At 45.4% G+C, this 26,553-nt stretch carries 26 protein-coding genes; 25 read left to right on the top strand and 1 reads right to left on the bottom strand.

Features of this window, described 5'->3' with window-relative positions; translation table 11 throughout:
• Positions 1 to 32 precede the first annotated feature (32 nt).
• The 25 genes from B4J50_RS03245 (at position 33) to B4J50_RS03125 (ending at position 24,325) form a co-directional block, all read left to right on the top strand.
• On the top strand, positions 33 to 1,595 hold the full coding sequence (locus B4J50_RS03245) for an Hsp70 family protein (RefSeq protein ID WP_286847362.1): 1,563 nt from the start codon (positions 33 to 35) through the stop codon (positions 1,593 to 1,595).
• Positions 1,592 to 2,560: a J domain-containing protein gene (locus tag B4J50_RS03240; RefSeq protein WP_286847364.1), complete on the top strand. Its 969-nt coding sequence runs from the start codon at positions 1,592 to 1,594 to the stop codon at positions 2,558 to 2,560. Before B4J50_RS03245 ends, B4J50_RS03240 begins: the two co-directional genes overlap by 4 nt.
• A 29-nt stretch (positions 2,561 to 2,589) precedes the next feature.
• Complete coding sequence (locus tag B4J50_RS03235; protein WP_024821826.1) at positions 2,590 to 2,931, top strand: histidine triad nucleotide-binding protein; 342 nt, start codon at positions 2,590 to 2,592, stop codon at positions 2,929 to 2,931.
• A 34-nt stretch (positions 2,932 to 2,965) separates the two neighbouring features.
• Positions 2,966 to 3,154, top strand: a complete 189-nt coding sequence (gene rpsU, locus B4J50_RS03230; RefSeq protein WP_084043861.1) for a 30S ribosomal protein S21 — start codon at positions 2,966 to 2,968, stop codon at positions 3,152 to 3,154.
• 6 nt (positions 3,155 to 3,160) lie between these two features.
• Positions 3,161 to 3,625, top strand: coding sequence for a GatB/YqeY domain-containing protein (locus B4J50_RS03225; protein ID WP_286847368.1), 465 nt, complete (start codon positions 3,161 to 3,163; stop codon positions 3,623 to 3,625).
• A gap of 67 nt (positions 3,626 to 3,692) precedes the next feature.
• The gene (gene nrdR / locus B4J50_RS03220) at positions 3,693 to 4,157 is read left to right on the top strand and encodes a transcriptional regulator NrdR (RefSeq protein ID WP_024821828.1); all 465 of its coding nucleotides are present in this window, start codon (positions 3,693 to 3,695) and stop codon (positions 4,155 to 4,157) included.
• A gap of 165 nt (positions 4,158 to 4,322) precedes the next feature.
• Positions 4,323 to 5,456 carry an ABC transporter substrate-binding protein gene (locus B4J50_RS03215; RefSeq protein ID WP_286847375.1) on the top strand — a complete coding sequence of 378 codons (1,134 nt, stop codon included), beginning with the start codon at positions 4,323 to 4,325 and terminating at the stop codon, positions 5,454 to 5,456.
• Positions 5,457 to 5,554: 98 nt separating this feature from the next.
• Positions 5,555 to 6,448 (top strand): branched-chain amino acid ABC transporter permease, encoded by an 894-nt coding sequence (locus B4J50_RS03210; RefSeq protein ID WP_024821830.1) that lies wholly within the window; start codon positions 5,555 to 5,557, stop codon positions 6,446 to 6,448.
• Positions 6,448 to 7,494, top strand: coding sequence for a branched-chain amino acid ABC transporter permease (locus B4J50_RS03205; protein WP_024821831.1), 1,047 nt, complete (start codon positions 6,448 to 6,450; stop codon positions 7,492 to 7,494). Before B4J50_RS03210 ends, B4J50_RS03205 begins: the two co-directional genes overlap by 1 nt.
• A complete protein-coding gene (locus B4J50_RS03200) occupies positions 7,491 to 8,282 on the top strand; it encodes an ABC transporter ATP-binding protein (protein WP_024821832.1) in 792 nt (263 codons plus the stop codon). The genes B4J50_RS03205 and B4J50_RS03200 overlap by 4 nt, the downstream gene beginning before the upstream one ends.
• Positions 8,275 to 8,994, top strand: coding sequence for an ABC transporter ATP-binding protein (locus B4J50_RS03195; RefSeq protein WP_024821833.1), 720 nt, complete (start codon positions 8,275 to 8,277; stop codon positions 8,992 to 8,994). The genes B4J50_RS03200 and B4J50_RS03195 overlap by 8 nt, the downstream gene beginning before the upstream one ends.
• Before the next feature lie 122 nt (positions 8,995 to 9,116).
• Positions 9,117 to 9,686: a CDP-diacylglycerol--glycerol-3-phosphate 3-phosphatidyltransferase gene (gene pgsA, locus B4J50_RS03190; protein ID WP_024821834.1), complete on the top strand. Its 570-nt coding sequence runs from the start codon at positions 9,117 to 9,119 to the stop codon at positions 9,684 to 9,686.
• 24 nt (positions 9,687 to 9,710) lie between these two features.
• The gene (locus tag B4J50_RS03185; protein WP_286847380.1) at positions 9,711 to 10,934 is read left to right on the top strand and encodes a M20 family metallo-hydrolase; all 1,224 of its coding nucleotides are present in this window, start codon (positions 9,711 to 9,713) and stop codon (positions 10,932 to 10,934) included.
• A gap of 134 nt (positions 10,935 to 11,068) precedes the next feature.
• Complete coding sequence (gene secA / locus B4J50_RS03180) at positions 11,069 to 13,747, top strand: preprotein translocase subunit SecA (RefSeq protein WP_024821836.1); 2,679 nt, start codon at positions 11,069 to 11,071, stop codon at positions 13,745 to 13,747.
• Between the two features lie 18 nt (positions 13,748 to 13,765).
• Positions 13,766 to 15,592, top strand: coding sequence for a hypothetical protein (locus B4J50_RS03175; protein ID WP_286847382.1), 1,827 nt, complete (start codon positions 13,766 to 13,768; stop codon positions 15,590 to 15,592).
• A 19-nt stretch (positions 15,593 to 15,611) separates the two neighbouring features.
• Positions 15,612 to 17,288, top strand: a complete 1,677-nt coding sequence (gene argS / locus B4J50_RS03170) for an arginine--tRNA ligase (protein ID WP_024821838.1) — start codon at positions 15,612 to 15,614, stop codon at positions 17,286 to 17,288.
• Positions 17,289 to 17,294: 6 nt separating this feature from the next.
• Positions 17,295 to 17,600 (top strand): FtsB family cell division protein, encoded by a 306-nt coding sequence (locus B4J50_RS03165; RefSeq protein ID WP_024821839.1) that lies wholly within the window; start codon positions 17,295 to 17,297, stop codon positions 17,598 to 17,600.
• A gap of 76 nt (positions 17,601 to 17,676) precedes the next feature.
• Positions 17,677 to 17,961: a 30S ribosomal protein S6 gene (gene rpsF / locus B4J50_RS03160; protein WP_024821840.1), complete on the top strand. Its 285-nt coding sequence runs from the start codon at positions 17,677 to 17,679 to the stop codon at positions 17,959 to 17,961.
• Positions 17,962 to 17,973: 12 nt separating this feature from the next.
• Positions 17,974 to 18,465, top strand: coding sequence for a single-stranded DNA-binding protein (locus B4J50_RS03155; protein WP_024821841.1), 492 nt, complete (start codon positions 17,974 to 17,976; stop codon positions 18,463 to 18,465).
• A gap of 15 nt (positions 18,466 to 18,480) precedes the next feature.
• Positions 18,481 to 18,753 carry a 30S ribosomal protein S18 gene (rpsR, locus tag B4J50_RS03150; RefSeq protein ID WP_024821842.1) on the top strand — a complete coding sequence of 91 codons (273 nt, stop codon included), beginning with the start codon at positions 18,481 to 18,483 and terminating at the stop codon, positions 18,751 to 18,753.
• 101 nt (positions 18,754 to 18,854) lie between these two features.
• Positions 18,855 to 19,808 (top strand): YybS family protein, encoded by a 954-nt coding sequence (locus B4J50_RS03145; protein ID WP_286847387.1) that lies wholly within the window; start codon positions 18,855 to 18,857, stop codon positions 19,806 to 19,808.
• Between the two features lie 2 nt (positions 19,809 to 19,810).
• On the top strand, positions 19,811 to 20,257 hold the full coding sequence (gene rplI, locus B4J50_RS03140; RefSeq protein ID WP_024821844.1) for a 50S ribosomal protein L9: 447 nt from the start codon (positions 19,811 to 19,813) through the stop codon (positions 20,255 to 20,257).
• Positions 20,258 to 20,259: 2 nt separating this feature from the next.
• A complete protein-coding gene (dnaB, locus tag B4J50_RS03135) occupies positions 20,260 to 21,612 on the top strand; it encodes a replicative DNA helicase (protein WP_024821845.1) in 1,353 nt (450 codons plus the stop codon).
• Positions 21,613 to 21,624: 12 nt separating this feature from the next.
• Positions 21,625 to 22,584, top strand: a complete 960-nt coding sequence (locus tag B4J50_RS03130; RefSeq protein ID WP_084043862.1) for a ParB/RepB/Spo0J family partition protein — start codon at positions 21,625 to 21,627, stop codon at positions 22,582 to 22,584.
• A complete protein-coding gene (locus B4J50_RS03125; RefSeq protein WP_286953924.1) occupies positions 22,562 to 24,325 on the top strand; it encodes an O-antigen ligase family protein in 1,764 nt (587 codons plus the stop codon). Before B4J50_RS03130 ends, B4J50_RS03125 begins: the two co-directional genes overlap by 23 nt.
• Before the next feature lie 32 nt (positions 24,326 to 24,357).
• Here the strand turns inward: B4J50_RS03125 and B4J50_RS03120 are convergent, their stop codons facing one another.
• Positions 24,358 to 26,472, bottom strand: a complete 2,115-nt coding sequence (locus tag B4J50_RS03120; RefSeq protein WP_286847394.1) for a glutamine synthetase III — start codon at positions 26,470 to 26,472, stop codon at positions 24,358 to 24,360.
• Positions 26,473 to 26,553 lie beyond the last annotated feature (81 nt).

The following is a 26,553-nucleotide window of genomic DNA, read 5'->3' as shown; positions in this document are numbered from 1 at the left end:
TATTGTTGTTTTTTGGAAGGCGGTCTGTAGGTATGAAGTATCCGATGCTTGGAATAGACCTTGGCACCCGTTATGCCATGACAGCCTGTAATATTGATGGGAATGTGGAGGTTTTGCCTAGCCGGTGGGGGATGAAGCGCACCCCTTCAGTGGTTTCCTGGAGTCCCTCTGGTTGGGTTGCCGGCGAAGAGGCGGCGCGAAGAGAGATAGCCCATCCTGAGGTAACCTTTTGGGATATGAAACGGCAAATAAGCCGACAAGGAAAAATTCGCTGCGGTTGGCGTTGTTTTGCGCCAGAAGAAGTTTTGGTCCCTTTACTTGTTTTATTGCGAGAAGATGCGGAAGCGGTTCTGAACCATTTTGTAACTGCATGCGTTCTAACCGTCCCTTCTGCTTTTAGCTTTGCGGAACGCCAGGCGATTGCTCGTGCTGCCTATTCTGCAGGGTTTGAGTCTTTGCGTATCATTAACGAACCTACAGCAGCAGCTTTTGCATATGGGAAAGAAGGAGTTTCTCTCGTTGTAGATTTTGGAGCTGGAACTGTAGATGTTTCAGTTGTAGAAATGGAAAAGGGAGTTTGGCAAGTGTTGGAAAGCGTTGGAGATTCTACTATCGGTGGTCGAGAAATTGATTTTTTGATGGCCCGGCTTTTAGAAAAACGACTTCATTTGAGCACAGAGGCGCTTCCTGCAGATGATAGCATGTGGCGTTATCTTTTAGGAGAGGCTGAAAACATAAAAATAGCCCTCTCTTCATGTTCAAACTATACGTGGCAACCAACGCAGGCCCTTTCTCGTTCCTCTCATTCTATAAATATATCTCGTCATGAGTTCGAAGAGCTCATTCGCCCCATGGTCCTTCAGGTGGCTACAATAGTTTTCCAGCTTTGGGAAAAATATACTCCAAGTCATTTGCTGCTTGTTGGGGGAAGTAGTCGCATCCCTTTTTTCCGCTCTGTTTTAGAGTCGAAAGTGGCTCATCCAGAGTATGTGAGTCAATGTCCAGACGAAGCTATCGCCATGGGAGCAGCTCTTTTTGGCTCGGCAACAGAAGGACGTTTCCTTATAGATGTTCTCTCTCAAAGTTTGGGGATAGTTTCTGCGGAGGGGAATTTTGTTCCTGTTTTGGAAAAAGGCCTTCCTTTGCCATGTAGAGCTACCCGCCGTTTTGTTAGCGTTGGAAATGGACGTATAGATTTGGAAATAGTGCAGGGTGAAGCCGAGAGCCCTGGATGGATGGTTCTGAATCGAGTTTTTGTCGATTCTCTCAAAAAAGGTGAAGAAGTGGATCTTTACTTCTCTGTAGATTCTGGAGGACTCCTTTCTATACAGCTGAGACGAGAGTCTGGAGAGTTGTTCGATATCCCTCCCTTCTCTGTGGATGAGTGTCTGGCACATAGTGAAAAAAATCCTCCCGAACTTAAAGAAATAGAGAAACGATTGGCTAGATTGTCCCTCCCCCTATCAGCCTCGCAGCAGAGCAGGCTAATGTCTCTTGTCGGATCGGCTGGAGCGTTGGTGGAGCAGAGTTGTTACGGAGAAGCGGTGGAGCTCTTGTCTCACCTAGCTGACAATATGGAGAGGATCTCTTTATGATGGACGCGTCTATTCGGCTCGAGGAGAGTCTTGCTGTTCTTGGCCTTATGTCTGGGGCTTCAATGAAAGATATCCGCTCTGCTTTTCGACAATTGGCCAGAACTTGCCATCCAGACATAGCTGGACCTCAGGCAGCGCCTCAATTTGAAAAAATCACAGCGGCTTATATGTTTCTTAAATCTAAGGAATCTGATGTAGCTACGCTGAGACAAGGAGGAAGGGCCTGGAAACAGAGCAGGGCGCGCAATACGCAGCAACAATCTGAGAGAGAGACAGCTCAGAACACAAAAAACTCCGAACGAATCCGTCAGCTGCGGTTAGAAAAAATTCTTGTGGACACGGAACTAAAGATGGCTCATTTGCTTGAACGTGCACAGGAAGTTAATGGTAAAACAGATCTTGCGAGATCGCAGCAAAGACTTCTAAGTACTCATCCTGCAGTGCGTCGTTTAGCGGCGGGATTTTTGATAAAATATTTCGATCAGCCTGGCGTAGCAGAAAGTTTTGTCAACATGGCGGATAGATATCCAGAAGACGAAGATTCTTTGACACTGATTTTTGAAGGGATATTTTATCAGCCGGTACTTCAGACTTTTGCTGAAGCTGTTTCAGCTAAAGCCTGTCAGGTTTCTGAAAAAGCGGCTTTATCATATTTACGATGGATAGGCAATGTGCCTTGTAGAGAACCTCTTTTACAGCGGTTTCTCTCCCATTCTTCTATAGAAGTTATAGTGAAAGCACTCAGCCGCTGGCCTTATAATGGAGAAGCTCCTGATGAAGTCAGCGTATTACGATTGTTGAGAAGCGATGATGAAAAGATCTTGGTGCCACTCTTACAAATTTTAAAGAGAAAAGGATGTCCCGAATGGGCAGTGGGAAGGGTTTGCCTTTTGGCTCGTTCTCATAACGCTCCAGCTGTACGAGTTTGGGCGGGGTCTATTGTCCGGAAGAAAAATCTGGTATAGAATAGCCTGAAGTTGAGAGGTGGGTTGTAGTGGACAGGAGTTGCATTTTTTGCAAGATTATTGAGAAATCAGTTAAAGCGGATGTTGTTTACGAAGATGCCCATGTTCTTGCGTTTAGGGATTTAAATCCTCAAGCTCCTGTACATGTGTTAATTGTTCCTAAACAGCATATCAGCTCTGCGGCTATGGTTAAAGAAGATGGGATGTGGGGCCATCTTATGGGGGCTGTAACTCTAGTAGCTAGAAGCCTTGGGCTTGAGGACAATGGTTATAGATTAGTAATCAACTGTGGTGCTCAGGCTGGACAGACAATCCCCCACCTTCATGTTCACCTGTTGGCGGGACGGTCGTTCCGCTGGCCACCAGGTTAGTTGATGTGGGTGGCACAGAAAGGGGGGATCCAGTATGACGACGATCATTCGGAGAGAAAATGAGTCCCTTGAGGATGCGCTAAGGCGTTTCAAGCGGGAGGTCTCTAAGGTTGGAACCCTTCGCGAAGCTCGGAAGCGAGAGCACTATGAAAAACCTAGCGAAGTTAAGAAAGCTAAAAGAGCCGAAGCTGCAAGAAAACGGCGGAGTAGATCCAGGGGGTAAGATAAGGTGAGCGAGCTGTTGGAACGTATTCAGAAAGATATTGTAACGGCGATGAAAGCTAGGCAAGAAATGGAACTTTCGACGTTACGTATGTTGAAAGCAGAAATACAGAAAGCCCAAACTGAAAAAGGGCGTTCCACGGAGCTTGCCGACGAGGATGTAGTTGCCCTTATTCAGCGGCTTATAAAACAAAGGCATGAATCAGCAGAGCAGTTTAAAGCTGGCGGCGCTTCAGATCGAGCAGCGGAAGAGCTAAGGGAAGCGGCGTTCCTTGAGACGTTTCTTCCAGAACAACTGCCTGATGATGAATTGGACAATATGATCGAAAAGACTGCAGCGGCGGTAAAGGCAACGGGCCCGAAAGATATGGGGCGCGTCATGGGGCGGATTATGAACGAGGTCCGAGGACGCGCCGAAGGGAAACGGGTAAAAACAAGGGTCCAGGCATATTTGCAGTCCCTAGTAGAGTAGCGTTCCAGAGTACAAAAGCCGGGTGACTGCCCGGCTTTTTCTTTTATGTATCTGGGGGAAGAAGAGAATGAGATGCCCAAAATGCAGTGCCATGGAGACGCGAGTTATAGAAACACGTACAGCCGATGAAGGTAGAGTTGTTCGTCGTCGTCGAGAATGTCCTGAATGTTTAGCCCGTTTTACCACTTATGAAAGAATCGAGGAGAAACGAACCTTACGGGTAGTCAAAAAGGACGGAAGACGGGAAATTTTTGATAGAGAAAAGATTACTCGCGGCATCAGTAAGGCTTGCGAGAAACTACCAGTTTCCTTAGAACAGATAGAAGAAGTTGTATCAAGGATTGAAGAGGGATTCCGTGCAAGTGGTGTTGGTGAAATCCCAGTCTCGATCATTGGGGAACGGGTAATGGAAGAATTAAAACACCTCAACAAAGTGGCATATGTTCGTTTCGCTTCCGTATACAGGGAATTTACAGATCTTTCGAGCTTTCAAAAAGAAATAACACGTCTTGTGACAGAAAGAGAGCCATAAAACCGGCTCTCTTTCTGTGTATTTTCTGGTCCTTAATCCTTCCTCCACAAGCTTGCCATGTAGCTATTGTCATTCAAAAGAGAATTTACGTCATTGTCAGATTCAATCTTCGTGTATAATAGTATTATCTTTCTGGATCTTATTTTAAAAGGAGGGGTACTGTTCATGAAGTTGAGAAGGGTAGCATTGGCATTGATGGTAGTGTTGCTTCTTGGCGGTGTGGCGTTCGCAGAGGATACTATTCGTATCGGTGTATATCTTCCTCTTACAGGGCAAAATGCCTTTGGCGGGCAGTTGGAACTGGACGGTGTGAAGATGGCTCACCAAGAGTTTCCAGAAATTCTAGGGAAAAAAGTGGAACTCTTTGTGGTGGACAATAAGTCCGATAAGGTAGAGTCAGCTAACGCTGTAAAAAGGCTGATTGAGAAGGAAAAAGTTGTAGCCATTATCGGAACCTATGGGTCCTCTCTTGCCATGGCTGGCGGAGAAGTTGCGGAAAAAGCCGGCATACCTGTTATGGGAACTTCTTGTACGAACCCCCTTGTAACTCAAGGTAAAAAATATTATTTCCGCGCCTGCTTTATTGACCCCTATCAGGGTGCTGCTGCTGCCACATATGCTATACGGGAATTGGGAGCTAAAAAAGCAGCTCTGCTTGTGGACGTTTCTAACGATTATAGCGTGGGTCTGGCTGGTTTCTTCAAGCAGTCTTTCCTCAAACTTAATGGAGAGATAGTATCTGAGCTGAAATATAATACTGGTGACCAAGACTTTACGGCACAGCTTACTGAAATAATCAGCAAAAAACCTGATATTATGTTTATTCCTTCTTATTTTGCAGAGGGAGCTATTATTATGAAACAAGCTGCGGAGCTCGGTGCTGAATTTAGAATTATGGGTGGCGATGCCATGGATAACCCGGAAATCGTTAGCATCGGTGGAGAGGCAGTAGAAGGATTCATGCATACAACTTTCCCGTACGATCCCTCTATGAAAGATATGAGCCCCATGGCACAAAAATTCACAGAGAATTGGAAAAAGCTCCATCCTGATAAGGACCCCAACGTAAATGCAGCCCTCGGTTACGACTCGTATCTTCTCGTCCTTGATGCCATAAAACGAGCTGGTGTAGCAGAGCCCGAGGCCATAACAAAGGCCTTGACGGAGACCAAAGACTTCCCCGGCGTAACGGGCAATACCACGATTAATGAAACTCATGATGCTGAAAAAGAAGTGGGTATTGTAATGATTAAAGAAGGGAAGAAAACCTTCATCGGAACAGTTAAACCCGAAATGTAATAAGCCCTTTACTCCTCTTTTCGTATGATTCCATTTATACAGACGCAGAGGCAGGAGAACGCTAGTTCTCCTGCCTCTTAAACAAGGAGGAAGCTGCTGTGAGCCTGAATATGTTTATTCAGCATTTATTTAATGCCATTACTCTCGGGTCTCTGTACGGCCTTATTGCCATTGGCTATTCCATGGTTTATGGCATCTTGCGGCTTATCAATTTTGCTCATGGTGATATATTTATGCTTGGTGCGTATTTTGTTTTTTTTGCTATAGTACTTGCCAAATTACCATGGGGAGTAGCCGTAATTGTGGCCGTATTACTTTCCACTCTCTGCGGAATATTGGTGGATCGCGTGGCTTATAGGCCTCTACGGGATGCTCCTCGTATCTCCGCGCTTATTAGTGCTATAGGAGTTTCGTTTTTTATTGAGAACTTAGGCCTTGTAGTTTTTACGGGATTGCCTCGGCCTGTTATGCGCCCTGATTGGCTTGTGCGCATTATTAAGGTTGGTCAAATCAGAATTTTGCCTTTAGCTATACTTGTCCCTTCGGTTACCTTTCTTCTTGTCTTAGCTCTTCTTTGGGTTGTATATAAAACGAAACCGGGATTAGCCATGCGAGCAATTTCCAAAGATATAGAAACCACCAGACTTATGGGGGTTTCTGTAGATAAAGTTATTGCTTTCACATTTGCGCTTGGCTCAGCTCTTGCCGCTGCTTCTGGCATTATGTGGGCCCTTCGGTATCCTCAAATTAACCCTTTTATGGGGGTTGTCCCGGGTTTTAAGGCTTTTATCGCAGCTGTTTTTGGTGGCATTGGTTCTATTCAAGGGGCTGTGATAGGGGGCATGCTATTAGGTCTTATTGAAATTATGGTTGTCGCTTTTTTCCCGGCTCTTTCCGGGTATCGCGATGCTTTTGCTTTTATTCTTCTGATCGTAATCCTCCTCATTAAGCCGACAGGTCTTATGGGGGAGAAGCTGGAGGACAAGATCTGATGGATAAAAAAAGAAGGAACTTCATTTTGAACGTATGCGCTATAGGATTATTAGCTCTTGCACTTTACTGGGCTCAGGGAAATCTTGACGGGTATAAAATTCAGGTTATTAACTTAGTAGCGGTAAATGCAATTCTTGCACTGAGTCTTAACCTGATTTATGGTTTTACAGGAATGTTTTCTCTTGGACATGCTGGTTTTATGGCTATAGGGGCGTATGTGTGTGCAATCCTCATTCTTTCTCCGGCTCAAAAACAAGCCTTGTGGATTTTAGAGCCTATCATATGGCCCTTTTCCGTAATACGCGCTCCTTTCCTTATAGCTGTTTTAGCAGGCGGTCTTATTGCCGCTTTCTTTGGGTTGCTCATTGCTCTTCCAGTTCTTCGTCTCGGTGGTGACTATCTAGGTATTGCGACACTTGGCTTTTCAGAAATTATTCGTGTTGTATTAACGAATATAACACCAGTTACGAATGGTGCTTTGGGCATTAAAGGCATTCCGTCATATGCGAATATTTGGTGGAATTATGGATGGTTACTCTTTGCGTTGTACTTTATAGTTAAATTTATGAACAGCAACTTTGGAAATGTGTTGAAGGCTATTCGAGATGACGAAATAGCTGCCAAAAACATGGGAATTAATACGTTCAAATATCGGGTTATTTCTTTCACGATAGGAGCTTTTTTCGCAGGTATTGGCGGTGCTCTCATGGGAAGCCTTATTACCACTATAGACCCTAAAATGTTTGTTTTTACCCTTACTTTTAATGTGTTGATGATCACTGTCGCCGGCGGCTTAGGTTCTATTACCGGCAGCGTTATCGGGAGTATTATTATTACTATTCTTCTTGAATGGCTTCGTTTTGTGGAGAACCCTCTTACAATTGGCTCTTTTGAAATACCCGGCATTCCCGGCATGCGTATGGTCATTTTCTCTCTGGCCCTTATTTTCATTATCCTCTTCAGACGCGAAGGAATAATGGGGATGAGGGAGTTTGGATGGGACACAATGATATCCCGTTTTTCCAAAAGGGGGGAAACTAAGTGAATCAGCAGCGTGAGGTAGCTCTTCAAACTCAGAATATCACTATCCGCTTTGGTGGCCTTGTTGCTGTCAATAATTTTAACATGTCTGTCCCTCAAGGAAGCATTGTGGGGCTGATTGGTCCCAATGGCGCGGGAAAAACCACAGTCTTTAATATCATTACAGGTTTTTATAAACCTAGCGAGGGGAAGGTCTTTTTTCATGGTAAAGACATAACAGGACTTCGACCTCATACAGTTTGTCAGAGTGGGATTGCAAGAACGTTTCAGAATATTAGATTATTTAATAATGAGACGGTATTGCAAAACGTTATGATTGGATGTCATGTACGCCAAAAAAGTAAGTGGTGGATGGCGCCTTTTCCTGTCCCCTCTCTTATCCATGAAGAACAAGAGATCCGTGAAAAATCTCAAAAGCTCTTAGAAGCTGTAGATTTAGCCGAACAGGCTGAGGAAATATCGAGTTCCCTACCTTACGGAGATCAACGGCGTCTTGAGATAGCTCGAGCTCTCGCTACAGAACCGCATTTCCTTTTGCTTGACGAGCCAGCTGCAGGAATGAATCCCCAGGAAACGCAAGATCTCATGACTTTTATACGACGTATCAGGGACGAATTCAATGTGACAATTCTTCTTATAGAACATGATATGAGGGTTGTTATGGGTATTTGCGAGTATATTTGGGTTTTAGATTATGGGAAGCTCATTGCAGAAGGCGACCCGGAGGCTATCCAGTCGAATCCTCGAGTGATAGAAGCATACCTCGGAGAGGAGTACGGAAAAAATGCTTAAGATAGAGGATCTTCACGTCTATTATGGTGGCATTCATGCAGTGAAAGGGATTAATTTGACTATTCCTAAAGGGCAGATAGTAACCCTTATCGGAGCTAACGGTGCTGGAAAGAGCAGTACTATCCGCAGCATTGCTGGTTTAGTGAAATCGGCAAAAGGAAATATTCTTTTCACCGACACAGCTGGAAAGGAAGATAACCTCCTCGGTAAAACGCCAGAGCAGATTGTTAAACGAGGCATTGCCATGAGTCCAGAAGGCCGCCGGATCCTCCCTCAACTCACAGTGGAGGAAAATCTTCTTTTGGGAGCGTACATTCGAAATGATAAAGATGGGATACGAGAGGATGTAGAACATGTTTACTCTCTTTTCCCTAGACTGAAAGAACGGGCCTGGCAAAAAGGCGGTACTCTTTCTGGCGGCGAGCAGCAAATGTTGGCTGTTGGACGGGCTCTTATGAGTCGCCCTGACCTTGTGATGATGGACGAGCCTTCTCTTGGGCTTGCCCCGATTTTGGTAAGGGAAGTTTTTGATATTATCAAGGAAATTAATGCTCAAGGGCGAACGGTTCTTCTTGTCGAGCAAAATGCGTACGCCGCGTTGAAAGTTGCCCATTATGCGTATATTCTGGAAGTGGGAAGTATTGTGCTGGAAGGAACAGGCGAAGAGTTACTGAAAGATCCCAAGGTTAAAGAGGCTTATTTGGGAGGGTAAGGAAGACTCAAAAACTTCTTTTTGTGAAGTCTCAGGGGACGGCGACTTGCCGTCCCCTTCGTTGTGTCATAATATGAGAGAGTTCTAGCTACTATATTTGGTTAAGGAGGCGGCACGTCCAAATGTCGGCCCTAAATGTTCCCAATATGCTCAGTCTCTTACGAGTGTTTCTTACTCCGTTAGTAGTGATTTTTCTAACCCTTAAAATAAGTACTCCGGTACTTGTTCTTGAAAAACTGGGAGTTCAGGTTAATTATGGAGATCTTATCGCTGGTTTTGTTTTTATACTTGCAGCTATTACTGATACAGCAGATGGATACATAGCGCGAAAGAAGGGGATTGTTACAAATTTAGGAAAATTTATCGACCCTCTTGCCGATAAGATTTTGGTTGTGGCAGCGCTTATTTCGTTGGTGGAGCTTCAACGGCTTCCTGCGTGGATTGTAGTGGTCATTATTTCCAGAGATTTTATAGTCACTGGCATTCGTTTGGTAGCTGCTGTGGAAGGAATTGTAATAGCGGCTTCTAAAATGGGGAAAATCAAGACGGTGAGCCAGATTATAGCTATAACCCTTCTCATCTTTAATTTCCCAGGAGGGCTGTGGGCCATGTGGATTGCTATGATTCTTACTGTATGGTCTGGCATGGAGTACCTTATCAAAGGTAAGGATATCCTTTTTGATGCATCTTAATCCCAATAAAGGTGGCGTTTGGGTATGAAAACACAAATAATGCAATGGGTGGATGACCAGAAAGACGAGATAGTACAAAGCGTAGCTGCTCTGGTACATTATCCTTCAGTTTCTCCTCACGAAGGAGGGACTGGGGAGGTAAAAAAAGCTCAATATATAGCCCAGCTCGTCGAAAAACTAGGTTTGCCTCAGGCGGAATGGCATAATGCTCCCGATGAAAAAGCTCCTGAAGGATACCGTCCCAATTTGATTGTTAGGCTCCCTGGCGCAACTTCAAAACGCTTATGGATTATTTCTCACATGGATGTGGTTCCAGAAGGAGATTTGGCGTTGTGGCATACAGATCCCTTCACGGCTGTAGTAAAAGATGGCCGGGTTTATGGTCGGGGCAGTAATGATAATGGGCAGGAACTTATAGCAAGCCTTTACGCTGCATCTCTTCTGACCAAACGAGGTATCCAGCCAAAGTATGAAGTTTGCCTTTGTTTTGTTGCGGATGAGGAAGTTGGCAGTGTATATGGGATTCAACATTTGATTCAAGAAGGCATTTTTCAAAAGGGTGATTGTATTGTTGTCCCCGATGGGGGTAATGATAAAGGGGATTTTATAGAGGTTGCAGAGAAGAGTATTTTATGGCTAGAGTTTTCTGTTGAAGGAGAGCAGGTTCATGCCAGTTGTCCTGATTTGGGGCTCAATGCATGTCGGATTGCCAACGTATTTGCTGTAGAATTAGATCGAGCTCTTCATGGGGCCTTCCCTGATAAGGATAGCCTTTTTAATCCTTCAGTCTCTACCTTTGAACCTACACGGCGCAATAGTAATGTAGGGAATGTAAACACTATCCCAGGGAAGGAAACTTTCTGCTTTGACTGCCGTATATTACCATCTGTGAATGTAGATGCTGTTCTGAATGTTGTGTCTCAGGTCAAAAACCAGGTTGAGCGGGCGGAAGGTGGCAGTATCTCTTTTTCAATTCTACAACGTACTGATTCTACGTTACCTACCCCCTCAGATGCTCCAGTGGTACGTTTGCTAGAGTCTTCTTTACGTGAAGTATATGGTTTTGAACCAGTGATTGGTGGTGTTGGCGGCGGTACGTGCGCTGCTTTTTTCAGAAAGGAAGGTATCCCGGCTGTAGTGTGGGCGCATGAAGCAGATGTAGCTCATATGCCTAATGAATATTGCGAGATAGAACACTTGCTCAACGAGACGAAAGTTTTTGCTCTTATGATGGTGGGAATGGAATAGAAAAAACAGGGCGGGATCTGGAAGATCACCGCCCTGTTTTGCATCAGCGAAAATACTTTTGACCCATCCCTTCTTTTAAGCATATAATACTTTTTCGTGGAACAACGACCACTTTTTTAGCAGAGGTGAAATATATGTTCAATGGCCTTAAGCGCGCTCTTGGGCTTGACCCTAACGAACGCGCGTTGAAGCGGTATCGCCAGATCGTCGGCGAAATCAACGGTCTGGAACCGGAAATGATGGCCAGGAAAGACGTGGAGTTACAGTCTCTGGTTTCTGATTTCAGACAGCGAATAGCATCAGGAGAAAGCCCTGATGACCTTTTAGTTGAAGTTTTTGCCCTCGTTAGAGAGGTATCCCGCCGAACCTTGGGACTTCGCCATTTTGATGTTCAGCTTATGGGCGGAGTTGCTCTTCATGAAGGGAAAATTACAGAAATGAAGACGGGGGAAGGCAAAACGCTGGTAGCGACCTTAGCGGTTGTTCTTAATGCGCTATCAGGTAAGGGCGTGCATGTTGTGACTGTGAACGATTACTTGGCACAACGTGACGCTGAGTGGATGGGGCCTATTTATAAATTCCTGGGCCTTTCTGTTGGGGTTATATATGCATATATGGATCAGGAAGAACGTAAAAAAGCATATCTTGCTGATATAGCCTATGGAACGAACAGCGAATTTGGTTTCGATTATTTGCGAGACAATATGGCTGTCTCTCGTGAGCAACTTGTTCAGAGAGGCCATTACTACTGCATCGTCGACGAAGTGGACTCTATTCTTATAGATGAAGCTCGTACTCCTCTCATTATTTCTGGCCCTTCTGAAGACAACGTGGAAATGTATGCTACAGCGGATCAGATTGCTCGTCAGCTTCGAGAGGGCAAGGATTTTGAGAAAGATGAGAAGGAGCGGAACGTATCGATTACCGAAGAAGGAATAGCTCGGTGCGAACACCTTCTGAAAATGCCGGGGCTTTTCTCTGATGCTGCTCGCTCCGATTTGGCCCATCGTATAGTTCAGGCTATAAAGGCCCATGTTCTCTTCCAAAAGGACGTGCATTACGTTGTTAAAGATGGAGAGATCGTTATAGTAGACGAATTTACCGGTCGTCTTATGGTTGGCCGACGCTATTCCGATGGTCTTCATCAGGCTATAGAAGCGAAAGAAAAGGTGAAAGTTGGCAGAGAGAGCCAGACGTTAGCTACTATCACTCTTCAGAATTATTTCCGTATGTATCGAAAACTGGCAGGCATGACTGGTACGGCAGTAACGGAATCGGAAGAATTCAAAGAAATTTATGGTCTTGAAGTCATCGTTGTTCCTACAAATAAACCCATGATTCGAGAAGATCTTGCCGATGTAATTTACCGTACGACAGTTGAGAAGTTCCATGCGGTAGCAGATGAAGTTGCTGAGACATATGCAACAGGAGAGCCTGTCCTTGTAGGAACCACGTCTATTGATAATTCTGAGCGTGTCAGCAAACTACTCAAGGCGAGGAAAATACCTCATCAAGTTTTGAACGCAAAATATCATGAAAAAGAAGCTCAGATAGTAGCTCAGGCAGGCCGTTTGGGATCTGTTACTGTAGCTACCAATATGGCAGGACGAGGAACAGACATAGTGCTCGGGGGTAACCCGGAGTTTTTGGCAAAAGAGGCACTTAGAAGAGAAGAAAAGGACGAAATGAATAATCCGGAGCGTTATAAGGAACTGCTGGAAGAGTTCCGAGAGCAATGTTCCAAAGAGAGAGAGGAAGTGTTAACGTACGGAGGGCTGAAAATTATTGGAACAGAGCGGCATGAATCTCGTCGAATTGATAATCAGCTTCGTGGCCGATCTGGAAGACAGGGGGATCCTGGATCAAGCCGTTTCTATCTTTCATTGGAAGACGATCTTTTAAGACTTTTCGGATCAGATCGTATCCAGGGGCTTATGGAGAAGTTAGGCATGGAGGAAGGGGAAGCCATAGAACACAACCTTCTCACCAAAGCTATAGAATCAGCCCAGAAAAAAGTAGAGGAGATGCACTTTGATATTCGAAGACAGCTTTTAGCTTACGATAATGTCATGAACCAGCAACGCGAAGCTGTCTATAATGAGCGACGCCTGATTTTGGAAGATGAAAATATTATTGAGCATACATGGGAGGTCATCTCTGGTGTTGTGGATGACGTTCTTGACCATTATTTCCCTGAGGAGGGGGAAGCGGAACCTCAGAGAGCGGCATCTAAACTTCGTTCTCTCTTTGGAGCCGGGCTCGATATATTCCTTGAGGGAGTAGACAGTCGTCGGCTTTTGCCTGAAGCTGTGGAAAAGCTTAAAAAAGAAATCGGGAAACGTTTCCATGAAAAAATGGAGACGTTGGGAACAGCTATTGCTGATGAACTCATGCGCTTTGTTGTTCTCCATACTCTTGATACGAGTTGGAAGGATCATCTTTTGGCCATGGACGAGCTTCGACGAGGGATAGGTCTGCGGGCTATTGGGCAAAAAGATCCCCTTCTCGAATATCAGTTCGAGTCGTATAACCTTTTCCAGGCCATGATGGAGAGAGTTCGCGAATCTGTTGCGGAGCTGGCCTTCCGAGTGACAGTTGTGTCACAAGATGTTCGTAGAGCTTCAGATCGTCAGGGAGTGAGAGAAAGCCGGGATTTTGCTTTGCCTTTTGCTTCCGGTGAAGATGTTCACTCAGAGCGTTTTGGAGATGAAAAACCACAGCCAATAAGGAAGGGGCCTAAAGTAGGTCGAAACGATCCCTGCCCTTGTGGGAGTGGCAAGAAGTATAAACATTGTTGTGGTAAAAACGCTTAAAAACGAGGAGGTAAAAATATGGGCCTACGTTTTCGTAAAATAGCCCTTTGTGTTGTCATCTCCTGTTTGCTTTTTGGTGGAACAAGCGAAGTGAGAGTGGCGCATGCTGCGCAAGATTTTGATATCCAACGGATGATACAGGAAGCGCCGGGTTTTTCCCTATACGGGAATGCCTCCGGCATTGTTTGGCTGAAAGATCACCAGTACGCTCTTTTAGCTGATGGAAGTATGGAAAGTACTGTTACTTGGGTCATCTTGGCCCGAAGTTCTGTTGATCCGCGATGGTTGAATTGGGCTATTCCTGTCCCTGAAGGTGGAAACGTGGATGTTATAGCAGCAGATATATATGATCCAGGTACTGGCCTGAAAGAATTAGAAGCCGATACTTCTTTTTTAGAAGTTGGCGAGAATAAGATATGCCAGGTGCAATTCCCTGTGCGAGATGAAATGATTCTTGCCCTTTCTTATAAAGTCCTTTCCCCAGGGAAAGTGGGTGTGGATGGGTATATTAAGACAGGGCTGGATTTGCCTCAGTGGGAACAGCGTATCTCTGTGGATGTTCCGTCGGGGGCCAACTTGGCGTGGATATCAAGTGAAGGGATAGAGCCGTCGGTGGAAAAAGTAGGAGGGCGAGATCAGTATAAATGGTTAGTGGTCAACCATCCCACATGGTCTGGACGCTCGCTCCTGAGCTCTTTTGAACCCTTTATAGCTTTTAGTTTGCAACAAGGGAGGGATTCCTTCTATCGTCTGCTCAAGGCAATGGAAGGTGTTTCTACCCCAAATGCGCCAGAAGCTGTTTCCACGTCAGCAAAAAATGCAAATAAAGTAAAGGCTGGGAATGAAATTATACGATATGTAAAAAATATTCCTTCCTTCCCAGTGTCTGTCCCTGCTCAGGCATTGAGATCTTCTATCCCTGCTGAAGGTCCATGGTCTGATTGGGAAAAAACAATAGTACTGTCTCGGTGGCTTCCTTTAGCGGGATGGCAGACGCGAATTAAGTGGGTTACGGCTACGGAAATAGCCGGTGATACCCCTGTAACTAAAGGCCTTCTGCTGAAGCCTGTTATAGAAGCTTCGTACCCTGGGGCAGGAGTATTCTTTTTCGATTTGCAGCAAGGTATTTCTCTTGGAGAAACTCCCCCGGCTCTTTGGGGGAATCGGGTGTATGGACTTGTAGATCAAGAAATAAAAACAGATGTTATACAGGGCGGCGGAGCTGCTGATCATCGCCTTTCTCTTCGATGGAATATGACTCTGAATGAGTCGGGAGTTCTTTCGGGGAAAGTCTCCTTTTTTGTCAGGAATGGATGGACGGGACTTTTCTTTGGCGGGGATATTCCTGACGGTCCGAAAGCTGCAGATGTATTATCCGCCTGTACAGGTGTTCCTTTTGACGGGAAGAAAGCGGAGATCCGTCAATTGAAATATGGGTATGAAATCTCCTTCCCTATAGAGATATTAGGAGCCATTACTGGAGCTACAGGACAGCAGATGCTGGTAAAATTGCCCTCTTTTTTCCCTATGTGTCTCAAAGAAATAGGTGGAGTTCGTCCTCCCTATTCGCTGAGATTCCCTTTTGCTGTGGAAATGGAGTACGATCTTCGCATTCCCTCCACTATGGACGTGGTGATGTTGCCTGGAACAGCGAGTAGGGATATGGGAAAGGTGAAGTATTATGAAAAAATAGACTATCGACAGAGAAAAAATCTTATTAGCGGTAGCGCGAAGGTTGTTGTGTCTGTGGATCGTATTGATGAGTCCATAGCGTCGGCTTTGAATGAATCTGTTCGTCGGTTCGCCGACTTTAACGCAAAAACACTGCCTCTGCGTGCCAAGTAAAGATCTTGGAGGTGTACAAATGGCCGATGTGTTACAGACCCTTCGCGGTCTTTTGGATAATGCAGTTCAGTCAGCTGCGGAGGAACGGGGAATACCAACAGAAGAATTACCGGAGTATGTTATCGAAAAGCCTAAAAAAGCAGAACATGGCGACTGGGCTACAAATATTGCCATGCAACTTGCCAGGGTGTTCAAGGAAAAACCCAGAAAATTGGCAGAAGATTTGGTGGCCCGCCTTGCCGATTGTGATTATTTTACGTCTGTGGAGATAGCAGGGCCAGGATTTATCAATTTCCGCCTTTCCCAGAAATGGATGGGGGAAGCCGTGCGGACTATTATAGAAGAAGGCGATGAATATGGCCGTTCCAATCTTGGAGGGGGAGAAAAAGTACAGATAGAGTTCGTAAGTGCAAACCCTACCGGACCTCTTCATGTTGGTCATGGCCGTGGGGCGGCTGTTGGTGACATTATTGCCAGAATTATGGGCTTTGCTGGCTGGGAAGTAGAAAAAGAATACTATATTAACGATGCAGGGCTTCAAATGCAGATATTGGGGCGTTCCGCCCAATCCCGATATTTTGAGCTTTTAGGCCAGGGGGAGATGGCGCCTTTCCCAGAGGATGCCTATAAAGGTGATTATATATACGATATCGCTCAAGAGATTATCGACAGGGAAGGCGATGTCTTTCTTAAAAAACCTTTGGAGGAAAGCCTGCCCTTCTTCCAGCGTTACGCAGCAGGCCGAATTTTAGAGGGAATAAAAAAAGATCTCTCTGATTTCGGGGTTCGTTTTAATGTCTGGTTCTCCGAAAAGAGTCTTTACGAACGAGATCTTGTGCCTCAAGCAATGGAAACCCTTAAAGCACGGGGCTATGCTTACGAAGAAGACGGAGCTCTCTGGTTTAAGGCAACGGCTTTTGGCGACGAAAAGGATCGTGTCCTTATCCGTACCAACGGTGTCCCTACATATTTTGCGTCTGATATTACATATCATATGGAGAAATTTAGTCGGGGATTCCAAAGAGTCATCGATATTTGGGGTGCAGACCATCATGGCTATGTGCCCCGTATGAAAGCGGGCATAGAAGCTCTTGGAAAAGAGCGAGACAGCCTTGAAATAGTGCTCATTCAGTTTGTGAACCTCCTTCGAAGCGGAGAGCAAGTTGCCATGTCCACCCGCTCGGGGCAATTCGTTACTCTACGGGACGTGATGGATGAAGTAGGGGTCGATGCAACTCGATATTTCTTTGTAATGCGACGAAGTGATAGCCATCTCGACTTTGATTTGGAGTTAGCCAAACAGTCTTCTAATGAAAATCCAGTATATTATGTGCAGTATGCTCATGCCAGAATCTGTAGCGTCTTGAAAGAAGCTGAAACTCGTGGGATAGCTATCCCTGGAATGGAAGCCCTGGATCCGTCACTTCTCCTTGCTGAAGAGGAGAAAAAGTTGGTGAACAGGCTCTCTCTTTTCCCTCAGGAAGTGGAGAAAGCCGCTTTGGAGCGGGCTCCCTATCTTATTGTTAATTATGCTTACGACTTGGCTGGAGATTTTCACTCTTTTTATAATGCCAATCGTATACTTGGAGAACGTTTACCAGTAATGAATATGAGGCTCCTACTCGTTCAAGCCTCAAAGACAGTTTTGTCTCGATCTCTCTCTCTCTTGGGTGTGCGGGCTCCTGAAAGGATGTAGTGCGGTATGCCTCGGCTTCGGTGGGTCTTCCTTGCAGTAATGCTGGGGCTTATTGTGGCCATTATGGGGACAGCATATGTCTTCGAGTTTCGAGAGATACATCGACTATCCGAGATGGTGGACTCTCGTATGGTTCGCTTAACGTCTCTCTCCCGCAAACTTCAAGAATATCAGGAGAAGATAGACTTTTACAAAACACCGGAAGGATTGGCCCATCTCGCAAGAGATCAATATAATCTTGTTTTTCCGGGGGAACGCATCTATCGTATTGTTGTAACGTCGGACGATGTCTTGCCGCAAAAACAACAGTAGCGTATAATACTCGAATGTTTCCCTGTCTCTTTCGTAGAAAAGAGACCATAATGTCCAAAGGGAGGAGGTGAAGAACGTGCGACCCTACGAAATGATGGTTCTAGTAAGTTCTGAACTGGAAGATCCAAAGGAAGAGATCGGTAAGATCGAGGAGGTCGTGCGGAGCCTTGGTGGAGAGCACTCTAAAACCGATATATGGGGGAAGAGAAAGCTGGCTTATCCTATCGATAAGCACACCGAAGGTTTTTACGCAGTGATGACATTTAAGCTCGATTCTGATGAGATTGAAGAGCTTGAACGTCTTATGAGTTTACGGCCTAATGTATATCGGCAGATGATCGTCCGTCTTGACGAAGAGTAAGGAGGAGATCTTTTGGCCAGAGGATTTAATAAAGTCATTCTCATGGGGAACCTGGCGAGAGACCCTGAAATACGATATACGGCATCAAAGCAAGCAGTAGCCAGGTTGACAGTAGCTGTAGGACGCCAGTGGAAAGGGCGAAACGGAGAATTGCAGAATCAGACAGATTTTATTCCCATTGTCGTGTGGGGGAATCAGGCTGAAAATTGCGAGAGATATCTCCGGAAGGGGCGTCCGGTCCTCGTCGAAGGGCGGATGCAGGTCCGAAGCTACGAAGATAAATCGGGAGAGCGTCGTTGGATCACGGAAGTGATAGCTTCGTCGGTAACTTTCCTGGGCAGCGCCTCGCGAGATGATGAAGATGTGAAAGAAAGCCCCTACAGCGGAGGCAGCGATGATTTTGGCAGCATCCGGGATAAGGGGTTCGATGGTGAGGAATTTCCTCTGGATATCTCCGAAATGGGAGATTCTGAAGCTGGAGAAGAAGCAGACATTCCTTTTTAGGGAGGAGGTACATTCATGGCTGAGAATAATGGCCCCTCAAGAGGACAGAGAGGGGGCGGCGCCCCTAGACGGGGTGGCAAGAGACGGCCTAAAGTTTGTTTTTACTGTGTCGATAAACTCGACAACGTAGATTATAAAGATATAGAGCGTTTACGGAAATATGTAAGCGAGCGAGGTAAAATTATGCCTAGACGGGTAACGGGGAATTGCGCCAAACATCAGCGCCAGCTGACAAGGGCTATAAAGAGAGCTCGTTATATGGCGCTTCTGCCTTACTCTGTAGAATAGGCTCTAGCTGTTGAAATAGGTATGTATGAGTACAGGGGGAGTGGCTACGGCTTCTCCCCCTGTTTTTTCGGCACAACCTGTGCAGGAAAGGATGTTCACATGTGACGCCAACGAGAAGTCTTGTCGAATCTTCTCTCCTCGTGGGACTGGCGGTAGTTCTTTTTTTAGCGGCTCAGTTTTTACCAGTTGTAGGTATTGCTTTTTCCTTTCTCTGCCCAGCACCTCTAGTTGTTATGGGGTTGCGGCATGATCTGAAGAAGTCTATTCTCGGAGCAGGTGTAGCGGCAGTTTTAATAATGTTTTTTATGGGCCCTATAGGAGCGCTCTTTTTTATTTTAGGTTTTGGAATATTAGGAATCGGTTTAGGATATTTGTCGAAGAGATTGGATCACGGAGTGGAGATACTTCTATATGGAATCCTTATCTCTCTTGGCAGTAAACTGGTGCTTATGGTTGTGGCGAGTAAGGTTATGGGTATGAACCCCTTTTCTATCGACCCTGTAGAGATAGAAAACACCATGAATAAGGTTTTTGAATTTTATGCTGGGAAAGGATTATCTCCTGAGACCATAGAATCTATGAAACAACAAATGATGGTAACATTGAAAATGTTGCCCATGGTGTTCCCCGCCATACTGACTTTAGCTGCTTCTGTCGATTGCTACTTAAGCTATGTTATTAGTCGAGCTGTGATCCACCGCATCGGCAGCGGTACGTTACCATCTCTTCCTTCTTTTGATCAGTGGCGGTTCCCTAAAAGTATATTCTGGGCTTTTGTAGTCTCCATTGTGTTCTCTTTAGTTGGAATACAGCTTGGACAATCGAGTCTCGTTTTTCGAGTGGGAATGAACCTTAAACTTCTTGTCAACATGCTTTTCTTGCTCCAGGGCCTATCTGTTATCTGGTATTATCTTTCTTTGAGAGGTGTAGGGAAAGTTCTTCGATGGATTGTTATAATATTTGTGATGTTCATCCCTTTCCTTTCCACAGTTGCTTTGGGTATAGGGATAGGGGATATGTGGTTTGATTTCAGGTCACGAATCAGGAGGGAGTAGCAATGAAAGTAATCCTAAAACAGGATATAGCGAAATTAGGAAATAAAGGAGATCTTATAGAGGTATCTGACGGATATAGCCGAAACTACTTGATCCCACGAGGTTTGGCGGAAGAAGCGACCCCTTCGAGGCTGAGCGAATGGAAGCAAGATATGAAGGCTCGGGAAAAGAAAGAAGAGAAGATGCTGGCGGAGGCTCAGGAGATGAGTCGTCACTTGCAGGGGAAACAGGTAGTAGTTAAAGCGAGTGCAGGTGAGTCAGGAAAGCTTTTTGGGAGCGTTACAAATGCTCATGTAGAAGAGGCACTAAAAAAACAACTAAAGGTTTCTATCGATAAAAAAGATATAAAGCTTGATGAAACCATTCGGAATACGGGGGAATATTCTTTCACGGTTAAGCTCTATCAAGGAGTGGAAGCTCGAATGACCGTAAAAGTTGAGGCGGAATAGCGGTGGCAGAAAACATATATGATCGAGTACCCCCTACAAGTCTCGATGCGGAGCGTGCTGTTTTAGGAGCTTGTCTCGTAGACAGGGAAGCATTGAACCAGGTTATGGAGGTCTTGGTCCCTAACGATTTTTATGATCTTGTGCACCGATTGGCGTTTGAGGTTATCTGCGATATGGCTCAGCGTGGCAAACCGGTTGACCCCCTTACCTTTCTCGAAGAAGTTGCCAAACGGGAGTTCGATAAAAAAATAGGGGGACAACCCTTTATCGCTGGATTGGTAGATGGCGTCACCACTACTGCAAATGCTGAATATTATGCTCTTATCGTTAAAGATAAATCTATTCACCGTCGGCTCATTTCTGCAGGGAATAAAATAGTTCGGCTAGGCTATTCTGAAGAGCTGGAAATTGATGAGATTCTGGAAGAGGCGGAGAAATCTGTCTTTGAAATAGCTCAGAACAGGAACAGAACAAATTTCAGGGCTGTTTCAGATGTTCTGGGCAAGACCTTCCAAATGATAGAGGAACAGTATCGGAAGTCAGACCAGGATGTAACAGGGTACAGCACTGGCTTTTATCAATTCGATCGAATGGTTGGAGGGCTCCAGCCAGGGAGCCTCAATATTCTTGCAGCCCGTCCTTCTATGGGAAAAACAGCTCTTGCTCTGAATATGGCTCAACATGGAGGCGTGGAGCAAAAAACCCCCATTTTGATCTTTAGCTTGGAAATGAGTGCAGAGCAGTTGGTGCAGCGAATGCTAGGTTCTGAGGCTAAAGTGAATATCCACGATATACGAAACGGATCTTTTTCAGATGGCGATTGGGAAAAATTGGCAGATGCTGCCGGGCGTCTGACCCAGGCTCCCATCTTTATAGACGATAGTTCCATGCTGTCTACTTTAGAGTTTAGAGCACGGGCACGACGATTTAAAGCTCGTTTTGAGAACGTGGGGCTTATAGTAGTGGACTACTTGCAGCTTATGAGCTTTTCCCGGCGTATTGACAGTAAACAGCAGGAGGTAGCTGAAATATCCAGAGCTCTGAAGGGTGTAGCTCGAGAGCTGGAGGTACCTGTTCTAGCCCTTTCACAGCTTTCGAGAGCTGTGGAGCAGCGAACAGATAAAATGCCTCAACTATCAGACCTTCGAGATAGTGGAGCCATTGAGCAGGATGCGGACCTGGTTCTTCTCCTTTATAGGCCGGGGTATTATGATAGCGCTGGTTCACCGGAAGAGGAGGATAATCGGGCCACTGTACGTATCGCTAAGCATCGTAATGGGCCTACTGGAGATGTGGACTTAGTATTCCTGAAGGAATATACACGATTTGTTAATGCAGAGCGAACCTTTATTTAGAGTTATTGTGTTATGTCTGATTTGTGGAGGAGCAGCGGAATGGCAGGTATGATGAATTTCCTTCGCAACGAAGCACTGTTACGTGGCGGGAAAAATGAAGAAAAGCCTCGTGGAGGAGAAAAGAAATTTTGTGAATTGCCTGTAGACCTTATTCGGCCTAACCCTATGCAACCTCGTCTGTATTTCGATGAGAACGAGCTTAACGAACTGGCATCGTCTATAGCTGAACTTGGTGTGATCCAGCCGATTGTTGTATGTGAAGTGGATAAGGGATATGAACTTATAGTTGGAGAGCGTCGTCTGAGGGCTGCCAAAAAAGTGGGGCTCTCTACAATTCCAGCTATAGTAACTCAGATTACTCCCACTGACCAGCAGGTCTTGGCTCTCGTTGAAAATGTCCATAGAAGCAATCTTTCCGCTATAGAAGAAGCCCAGTGCCTTCGAAATATTTTAGATCGCACAGGATGGAACCAATCTGTACTTGCTTCCAGACTTGGTTGTTCCCAGTCATCTATAGCGAACAAACTTCGTCTTCTTAAACTTGATGAAGGCGTGCAGAATATGATTATGTTTGGGAAGATTGGAGAACGGCAGGCTCGATCCCTTGTAGGGTTGGCTTCTGAACAGCAGGTGCTTCTTGCACAACAGATTGCAGAAGAGAAGCTCAATGCGAAAGAAGCGGAAGCGTTAGTTCGCAACAAAAAACAGGCTCTTCGCCCAAAAGATCATGAATCTGTTTCTCGAAAGAGTCGAAGCAAAGGACTTTCCTTTACAGGCCCAGAAGGTCCTACAGGGGAGCTTTTGAAGGATCTGGCTGTTCTTGTGGAAAGCAATAGGCGCAAAGGGATCCCTGTCATCTGGAAAGTTAAAGAACTTGCTCAAAGAGAGCTTATAGTTGAAATTACAGTAGACCTCAAAGGACATATAGTCCCAGAAAAAGACAAGGTACATGAACATGGGCTCCCTGAGTAACGGATTTATAGAATATAACAAGAACAAGCCCTCGTTCAAAACAGAGGGCTTGTCTTTTTGTTGTTTTTTAATTCTTCTCGTAGTACCCAATATGGTTTTTTCGGGAGAGTTCTGGTATCAGACCCTTCATCCTATGAAGTGGGTCGTAACTCTTGTTCCTCTCTGCATAATGCTTTTCTTTGCTTTTATAAAGAGCTTTGCCGAGAGGGCAAGAGGTTTCTTATGGGATTCTTTTTCTCTTATTGCGACATTTTTTCTTATATTTTTGTCCCTCCAGCCCCTTTGGATCCCTATCTCTTCGTGGTCTACATACCTTCTTGCCTGGTTTTCCTTTGCCGCCCTATGGCTTCTTTATATCATAACGTTTAACATTTTTAATGAGACGTGGCTTCCGTGGATTTTTTTAAGCAGCGGCTTGGCAGGGGCCGTAAGTGTTTTTTTTGCAGAACTTCAAATTCACTCGTTACATAAACCCTTCTTTTTTATTCTTCAAACCCCAGGACATTACATAGCCAATACAGGACAACAAAACATGCTTGCCCTCTGGTTGGCTATTTGCTCATTGAATCTCATGTTCCTTTTTCTCTACGTACCGGCTTTTTCAAAGAAGGGATGGGATTTACCACGAGACGGCATTCTAATCCTTCTTTTGGCTGTAACAGAGTGGGGGCTGTGGAACACTACTAGCCGTTCCGCTATCTTCGGAATCATATCGGGATTGTTGTTTATGGCCATAGGGGTGTGGTGTTCTGGAAATAAGGATATAAAACGAAGGGCGTTATGTATTATTTTGATTTTCTTCGCTATTATGACAGCCACTGTGGAATTAAATGAAGGGCGCATTGGAACATTAAAAGATAAATTTAGAGATATAGTTGAAAACCCCACATCTGTGGGGCAAAGAGACAGCATTTGGCTTACATCGTGGTATATGTTTCGTCAACATCCCTTTCGCGGTGTAGGGTTGGGACATTATAAATGGAACTATCTTAAAGCGCAGGGGGCGATGCTAGAAGAGCATCCAGAGAAGAAATGGCAGTATACATATTGGGCTCACAATGAATTTCTTCAATGGTTATGTGAAACAGGAGTTGTGGGAGGTGCTCTTCTTTTTACCGTCGTTTGTTGGTGGTTTTGTCACTTTGTTTCTGTGCTTTATAAAAAGGCTCCCCTTTCCTTAGAAGCATTATGGGGATCGTCCCTTGTGGTTCTTTTTGGAGGGACTGCTTTGTGGACCCGTCCCTTTCATCGTATTGAGGATGCTGTCTGGCTGGCTGTGGCTTTAGGAGTTGCGAACAGAGATATTCTACAGGAAGAATTTTGTGTTCGTTTTTCTCTGGAGAAAAACCGCTTTATTATGGCCTTGTTCAGTGGAGTGGCTGTAGGCGGTCTTATCTTTTTGGGGCATGGACTTTATAGTGATAGATTAATAGCAAAGGCTTTTGAAGAAAAAAACATGGCTCTTCAGATGGATTGCCTGAATAGAGCCTCCCAATCTCTTATGGTTCGTTCCCTGGCTCAAAAAGAGCTTGCCCATCTTCTCCTTGCCTGCGGTGAAGGAGGGCGAGATCCGGAACTTCTTGCCGAAGGACTCAATAGGATGTATGCCCTCTTTCAAAAGGAACCTCATGTAAAGGAATTTCGGGTTCTTTTGGATTGGGGTATAAAGCTGGGGAAAAAAGATCTAGTATTTGAATTGTCTCGCTATCTTCACCCGTCAGTTCGGGGCACGGTGCCGTAGGTGGCGCCGTGTCTCGAACTGTGAGGTTCTTCTTAGGGAATATAGAGAAGTTCCCTATATGTAGGATATGGCCATACGCTGCCGGCCGTTATGGATTCCGCCGCATCGCACATCCCTCTGATAGCAGCATCTAGAGGAAGCCCCTCTTCTGTCAGCACTTTAGCTTGTTCTTCAAGAGGCATGGAAAGAATTTTTTGCCTTAAATTATCTAAGTGCTCTACTGCCGTATGAAGGCCTGTTTTGAGAGTGCCCAAACGCCGAATGAATTTTTTCCATGGCTCGTCAGCATTATCCATAAGACTTGGATCGATAGCGCTGAAAGCTTGGCTTTCTAATACGAGTTGCTTTGAAAGGGCGGGTAAAACCCCCTCCCAAACCATAGAGTGTAAAATACCCATCTCGATCTCTACTGTTTTTACATATTGCTCCAGCCGAATTTCGTAATAGGCGGTAATTTCACGATCGTTCATAATATGAAGATCTGAGAGAAGCTGGCGATGCTCAGGGACCAAGTAAAGAGCGAGGGCCTCTTGAGTGTTATGAGCTATAATGAGTCCTCTCTTACGAGCTTCCTCATACCATTCCTGGCTATAGGCGTTCCCTTCAAATCGAATATTACGGCTTTCCCGAGCCGCATACCGCACTGCTTCCAGAGCTGCATCTATCACATCACCATTGCCAATTCTCGACTCGATCATAGAGCAGATTTGGTCGAGCCCCCAAGCCCAGATGGCCAAAATCATCGTAAGAGGCCCTGCTATAGATTGGGAGGCGCCAGGTGCTCGAAATTCAAATTTATTCCCTGTGAAAGCAAGGGGAGCCGTTCTGTTGCGGTCAGTGTTGTCTGTTGTAATTTCAGGCAGACGGCTGAGTCCCAAATCGATAAGTCCCTTGCTGGGGAAAGCATCTGGCAAGCCCTGTTCGATGCGGTCCAAAATCATAGAAAGGGTATCGCCCAGATAGGCGCTTATAATTGCAGGTGGCGCTTCGTTTCCCCCAAGGCGATGCATGTTCCCGGGAGAAGCGATAGAGGCTCGCAACAGGCCACTGTATCGTGATAATCCGAGAAGAAAGGCCGAAAGAAATGTAAGAAATTGAATGTTTCTTCTCTGATTAGACGATGGCTTCAGGATGTTTTTCCCATCACTATCCTGAATGGAGAAATTTATATGTTTTCCACTCCCGTTCAGTCCGGCGAAGGGTTTTTCGTGGAGCAGAAGCATGAGATCATGGCGGCGGGCCATCTTTCTTAATGTTTCCATAATAAGCTGATTTTGATCGCACGACAAATTTGCTTCCGCATGTTGAGGTGCAAATTCGAACTGGCAGGGGGCAGCTTCGTTATGGCGGGTAGTAATAACGACACCGAGACGATACAGGTCTCTCTCCACGTCTTCCATATAAGAGAGAACTCGAGGAGGAATAGCTCCCAGATAGTGATCCTCCATCTGTTGCCCTTTGGGAGGTTGGCAGCCTATAATTGTTCGACCGCAGAATTGGAGGTCAGGACGTTTTCTTGCCCCTGCTCCGTCAATAAGAAAAAATTCTTGCTCAGCCCCTACAGTTACCTTGGCCCATTTAAGTCCCCGATTCCCGAAAAGCTTAAGGAGGCGCAACGCTCTGGTTTCCACAGCGTCCAATGCTTTCATCATGGGAGTTTTCAAATCTAATGGCGTACCGTCGTAGGATATAAATACTGACGGAATACAAAGGGTACCACCTTTTTTACTTGTTACAATGAAGGCCGGGCTTGTAGGGTCCCAGGCGCTGTACCCTCTGGCCTCGAAGGTAGAACGAATTCCTCCTGATGGGAAAGAAGACGCGTCAGGCTCGCTTTGTACAAGTTCCTTTCCCTTAAAAGACTCCATGGGAAGCCCATTTTCGTCCGCAACCAAAAAGGCGGTATGTTTTTCTGCCGTCAATTCTGTACGGGGATGGAACCAGTGCGTGTAGTGTGTAGCGCCTTTAGATAATGCCCATTCTTTCATGGCGGCAGCGACCATATCGGCAATGCTTGAATCTAATTTTTGTCCCCCTTCAATGGAAGCGATAAGGGCGTCGTAGACATCCCGGGGGAGGCGTTCTCTCATAGCTCGTCGATCAAATACATACATTCCAAAAATATCCCGTGGCTTATCGTATGTCATGTCCTTTCCTCCTTAAGAAACAAAAACATGTCCGGATAGAAAAAATAATGGAGAGGTTATAGCACTTTATGGGAGTGGTCG

It is taken from the genome of Aminobacterium sp. UBA4908 (assembly GCF_002398115.1).
In the GTDB taxonomy this organism is placed as follows: domain Bacteria; phylum Synergistota; class Synergistia; order Synergistales; family Aminobacteriaceae; genus Aminobacterium; species Aminobacterium mobile.
This window is presented reverse-complemented; position numbering and strand designations above follow the sequence as displayed.

Bases quoted from the DNA above. Each gene is read 5' to 3' on its own strand.
- argS (WP_024821838.1), top strand. From the start codon at position 15,612: ATGGCCGATGTGTTACAGACCCTTCGCGGTCTTTTGGATAATGCAGTT.
- rpsR (WP_024821842.1), top strand. From the start codon at position 18,481: ATGGCTGAGAATAATGGCCCCTCAAGAGGACAGAGAGGGGGCGGCGCC.
- rplI (WP_024821844.1), top strand. From the start codon at position 19,811: ATGAAAGTAATCCTAAAACAGGATATAGCGAAATTAGGAAATAAAGGA.
- pgsA (WP_024821834.1), top strand. From the start codon at position 9,117: ATGTCGGCCCTAAATGTTCCCAATATGCTCAGTCTCTTACGAGTGTTT.
- B4J50_RS03120 (WP_286847394.1), bottom strand. From the start codon at position 26,472: ATGACATACGATAAGCCACGGGATATTTTTGGAATGTATGTATTTGAT.
- B4J50_RS03245 (WP_286847362.1), top strand. From the start codon at position 33: ATGAAGTATCCGATGCTTGGAATAGACCTTGGCACCCGTTATGCCATG.
- B4J50_RS03125 (WP_286953924.1), top strand. From the start codon at position 22,562: ATGAACATGGGCTCCCTGAGTAACGGATTTATAGAATATAACAAGAAC.
- rpsU (WP_084043861.1), top strand. From the start codon at position 2,966: ATGACGACGATCATTCGGAGAGAAAATGAGTCCCTTGAGGATGCGCTA.
- B4J50_RS03215 (WP_286847375.1), top strand. From the start codon at position 4,323: ATGAAGTTGAGAAGGGTAGCATTGGCATTGATGGTAGTGTTGCTTCTT.
- B4J50_RS03195 (WP_024821833.1), top strand. From the start codon at position 8,275: ATGCTTAAGATAGAGGATCTTCACGTCTATTATGGTGGCATTCATGCA.
- B4J50_RS03130 (WP_084043862.1), top strand. From the start codon at position 21,625: ATGTCTGATTTGTGGAGGAGCAGCGGAATGGCAGGTATGATGAATTTC.
- B4J50_RS03185 (WP_286847380.1), top strand. From the start codon at position 9,711: ATGAAAACACAAATAATGCAATGGGTGGATGACCAGAAAGACGAGATA.
- secA (WP_024821836.1), top strand. From the start codon at position 11,069: ATGTTCAATGGCCTTAAGCGCGCTCTTGGGCTTGACCCTAACGAACGC.
- B4J50_RS03175 (WP_286847382.1), top strand. From the start codon at position 13,766: ATGGGCCTACGTTTTCGTAAAATAGCCCTTTGTGTTGTCATCTCCTGT.
- B4J50_RS03165 (WP_024821839.1), top strand. From the start codon at position 17,295: ATGCCTCGGCTTCGGTGGGTCTTCCTTGCAGTAATGCTGGGGCTTATT.
- nrdR (WP_024821828.1), top strand. From the start codon at position 3,693: ATGAGATGCCCAAAATGCAGTGCCATGGAGACGCGAGTTATAGAAACA.
- B4J50_RS03205 (WP_024821831.1), top strand. From the start codon at position 6,448: ATGGATAAAAAAAGAAGGAACTTCATTTTGAACGTATGCGCTATAGGA.
- B4J50_RS03240 (WP_286847364.1), top strand. From the start codon at position 1,592: ATGATGGACGCGTCTATTCGGCTCGAGGAGAGTCTTGCTGTTCTTGGC.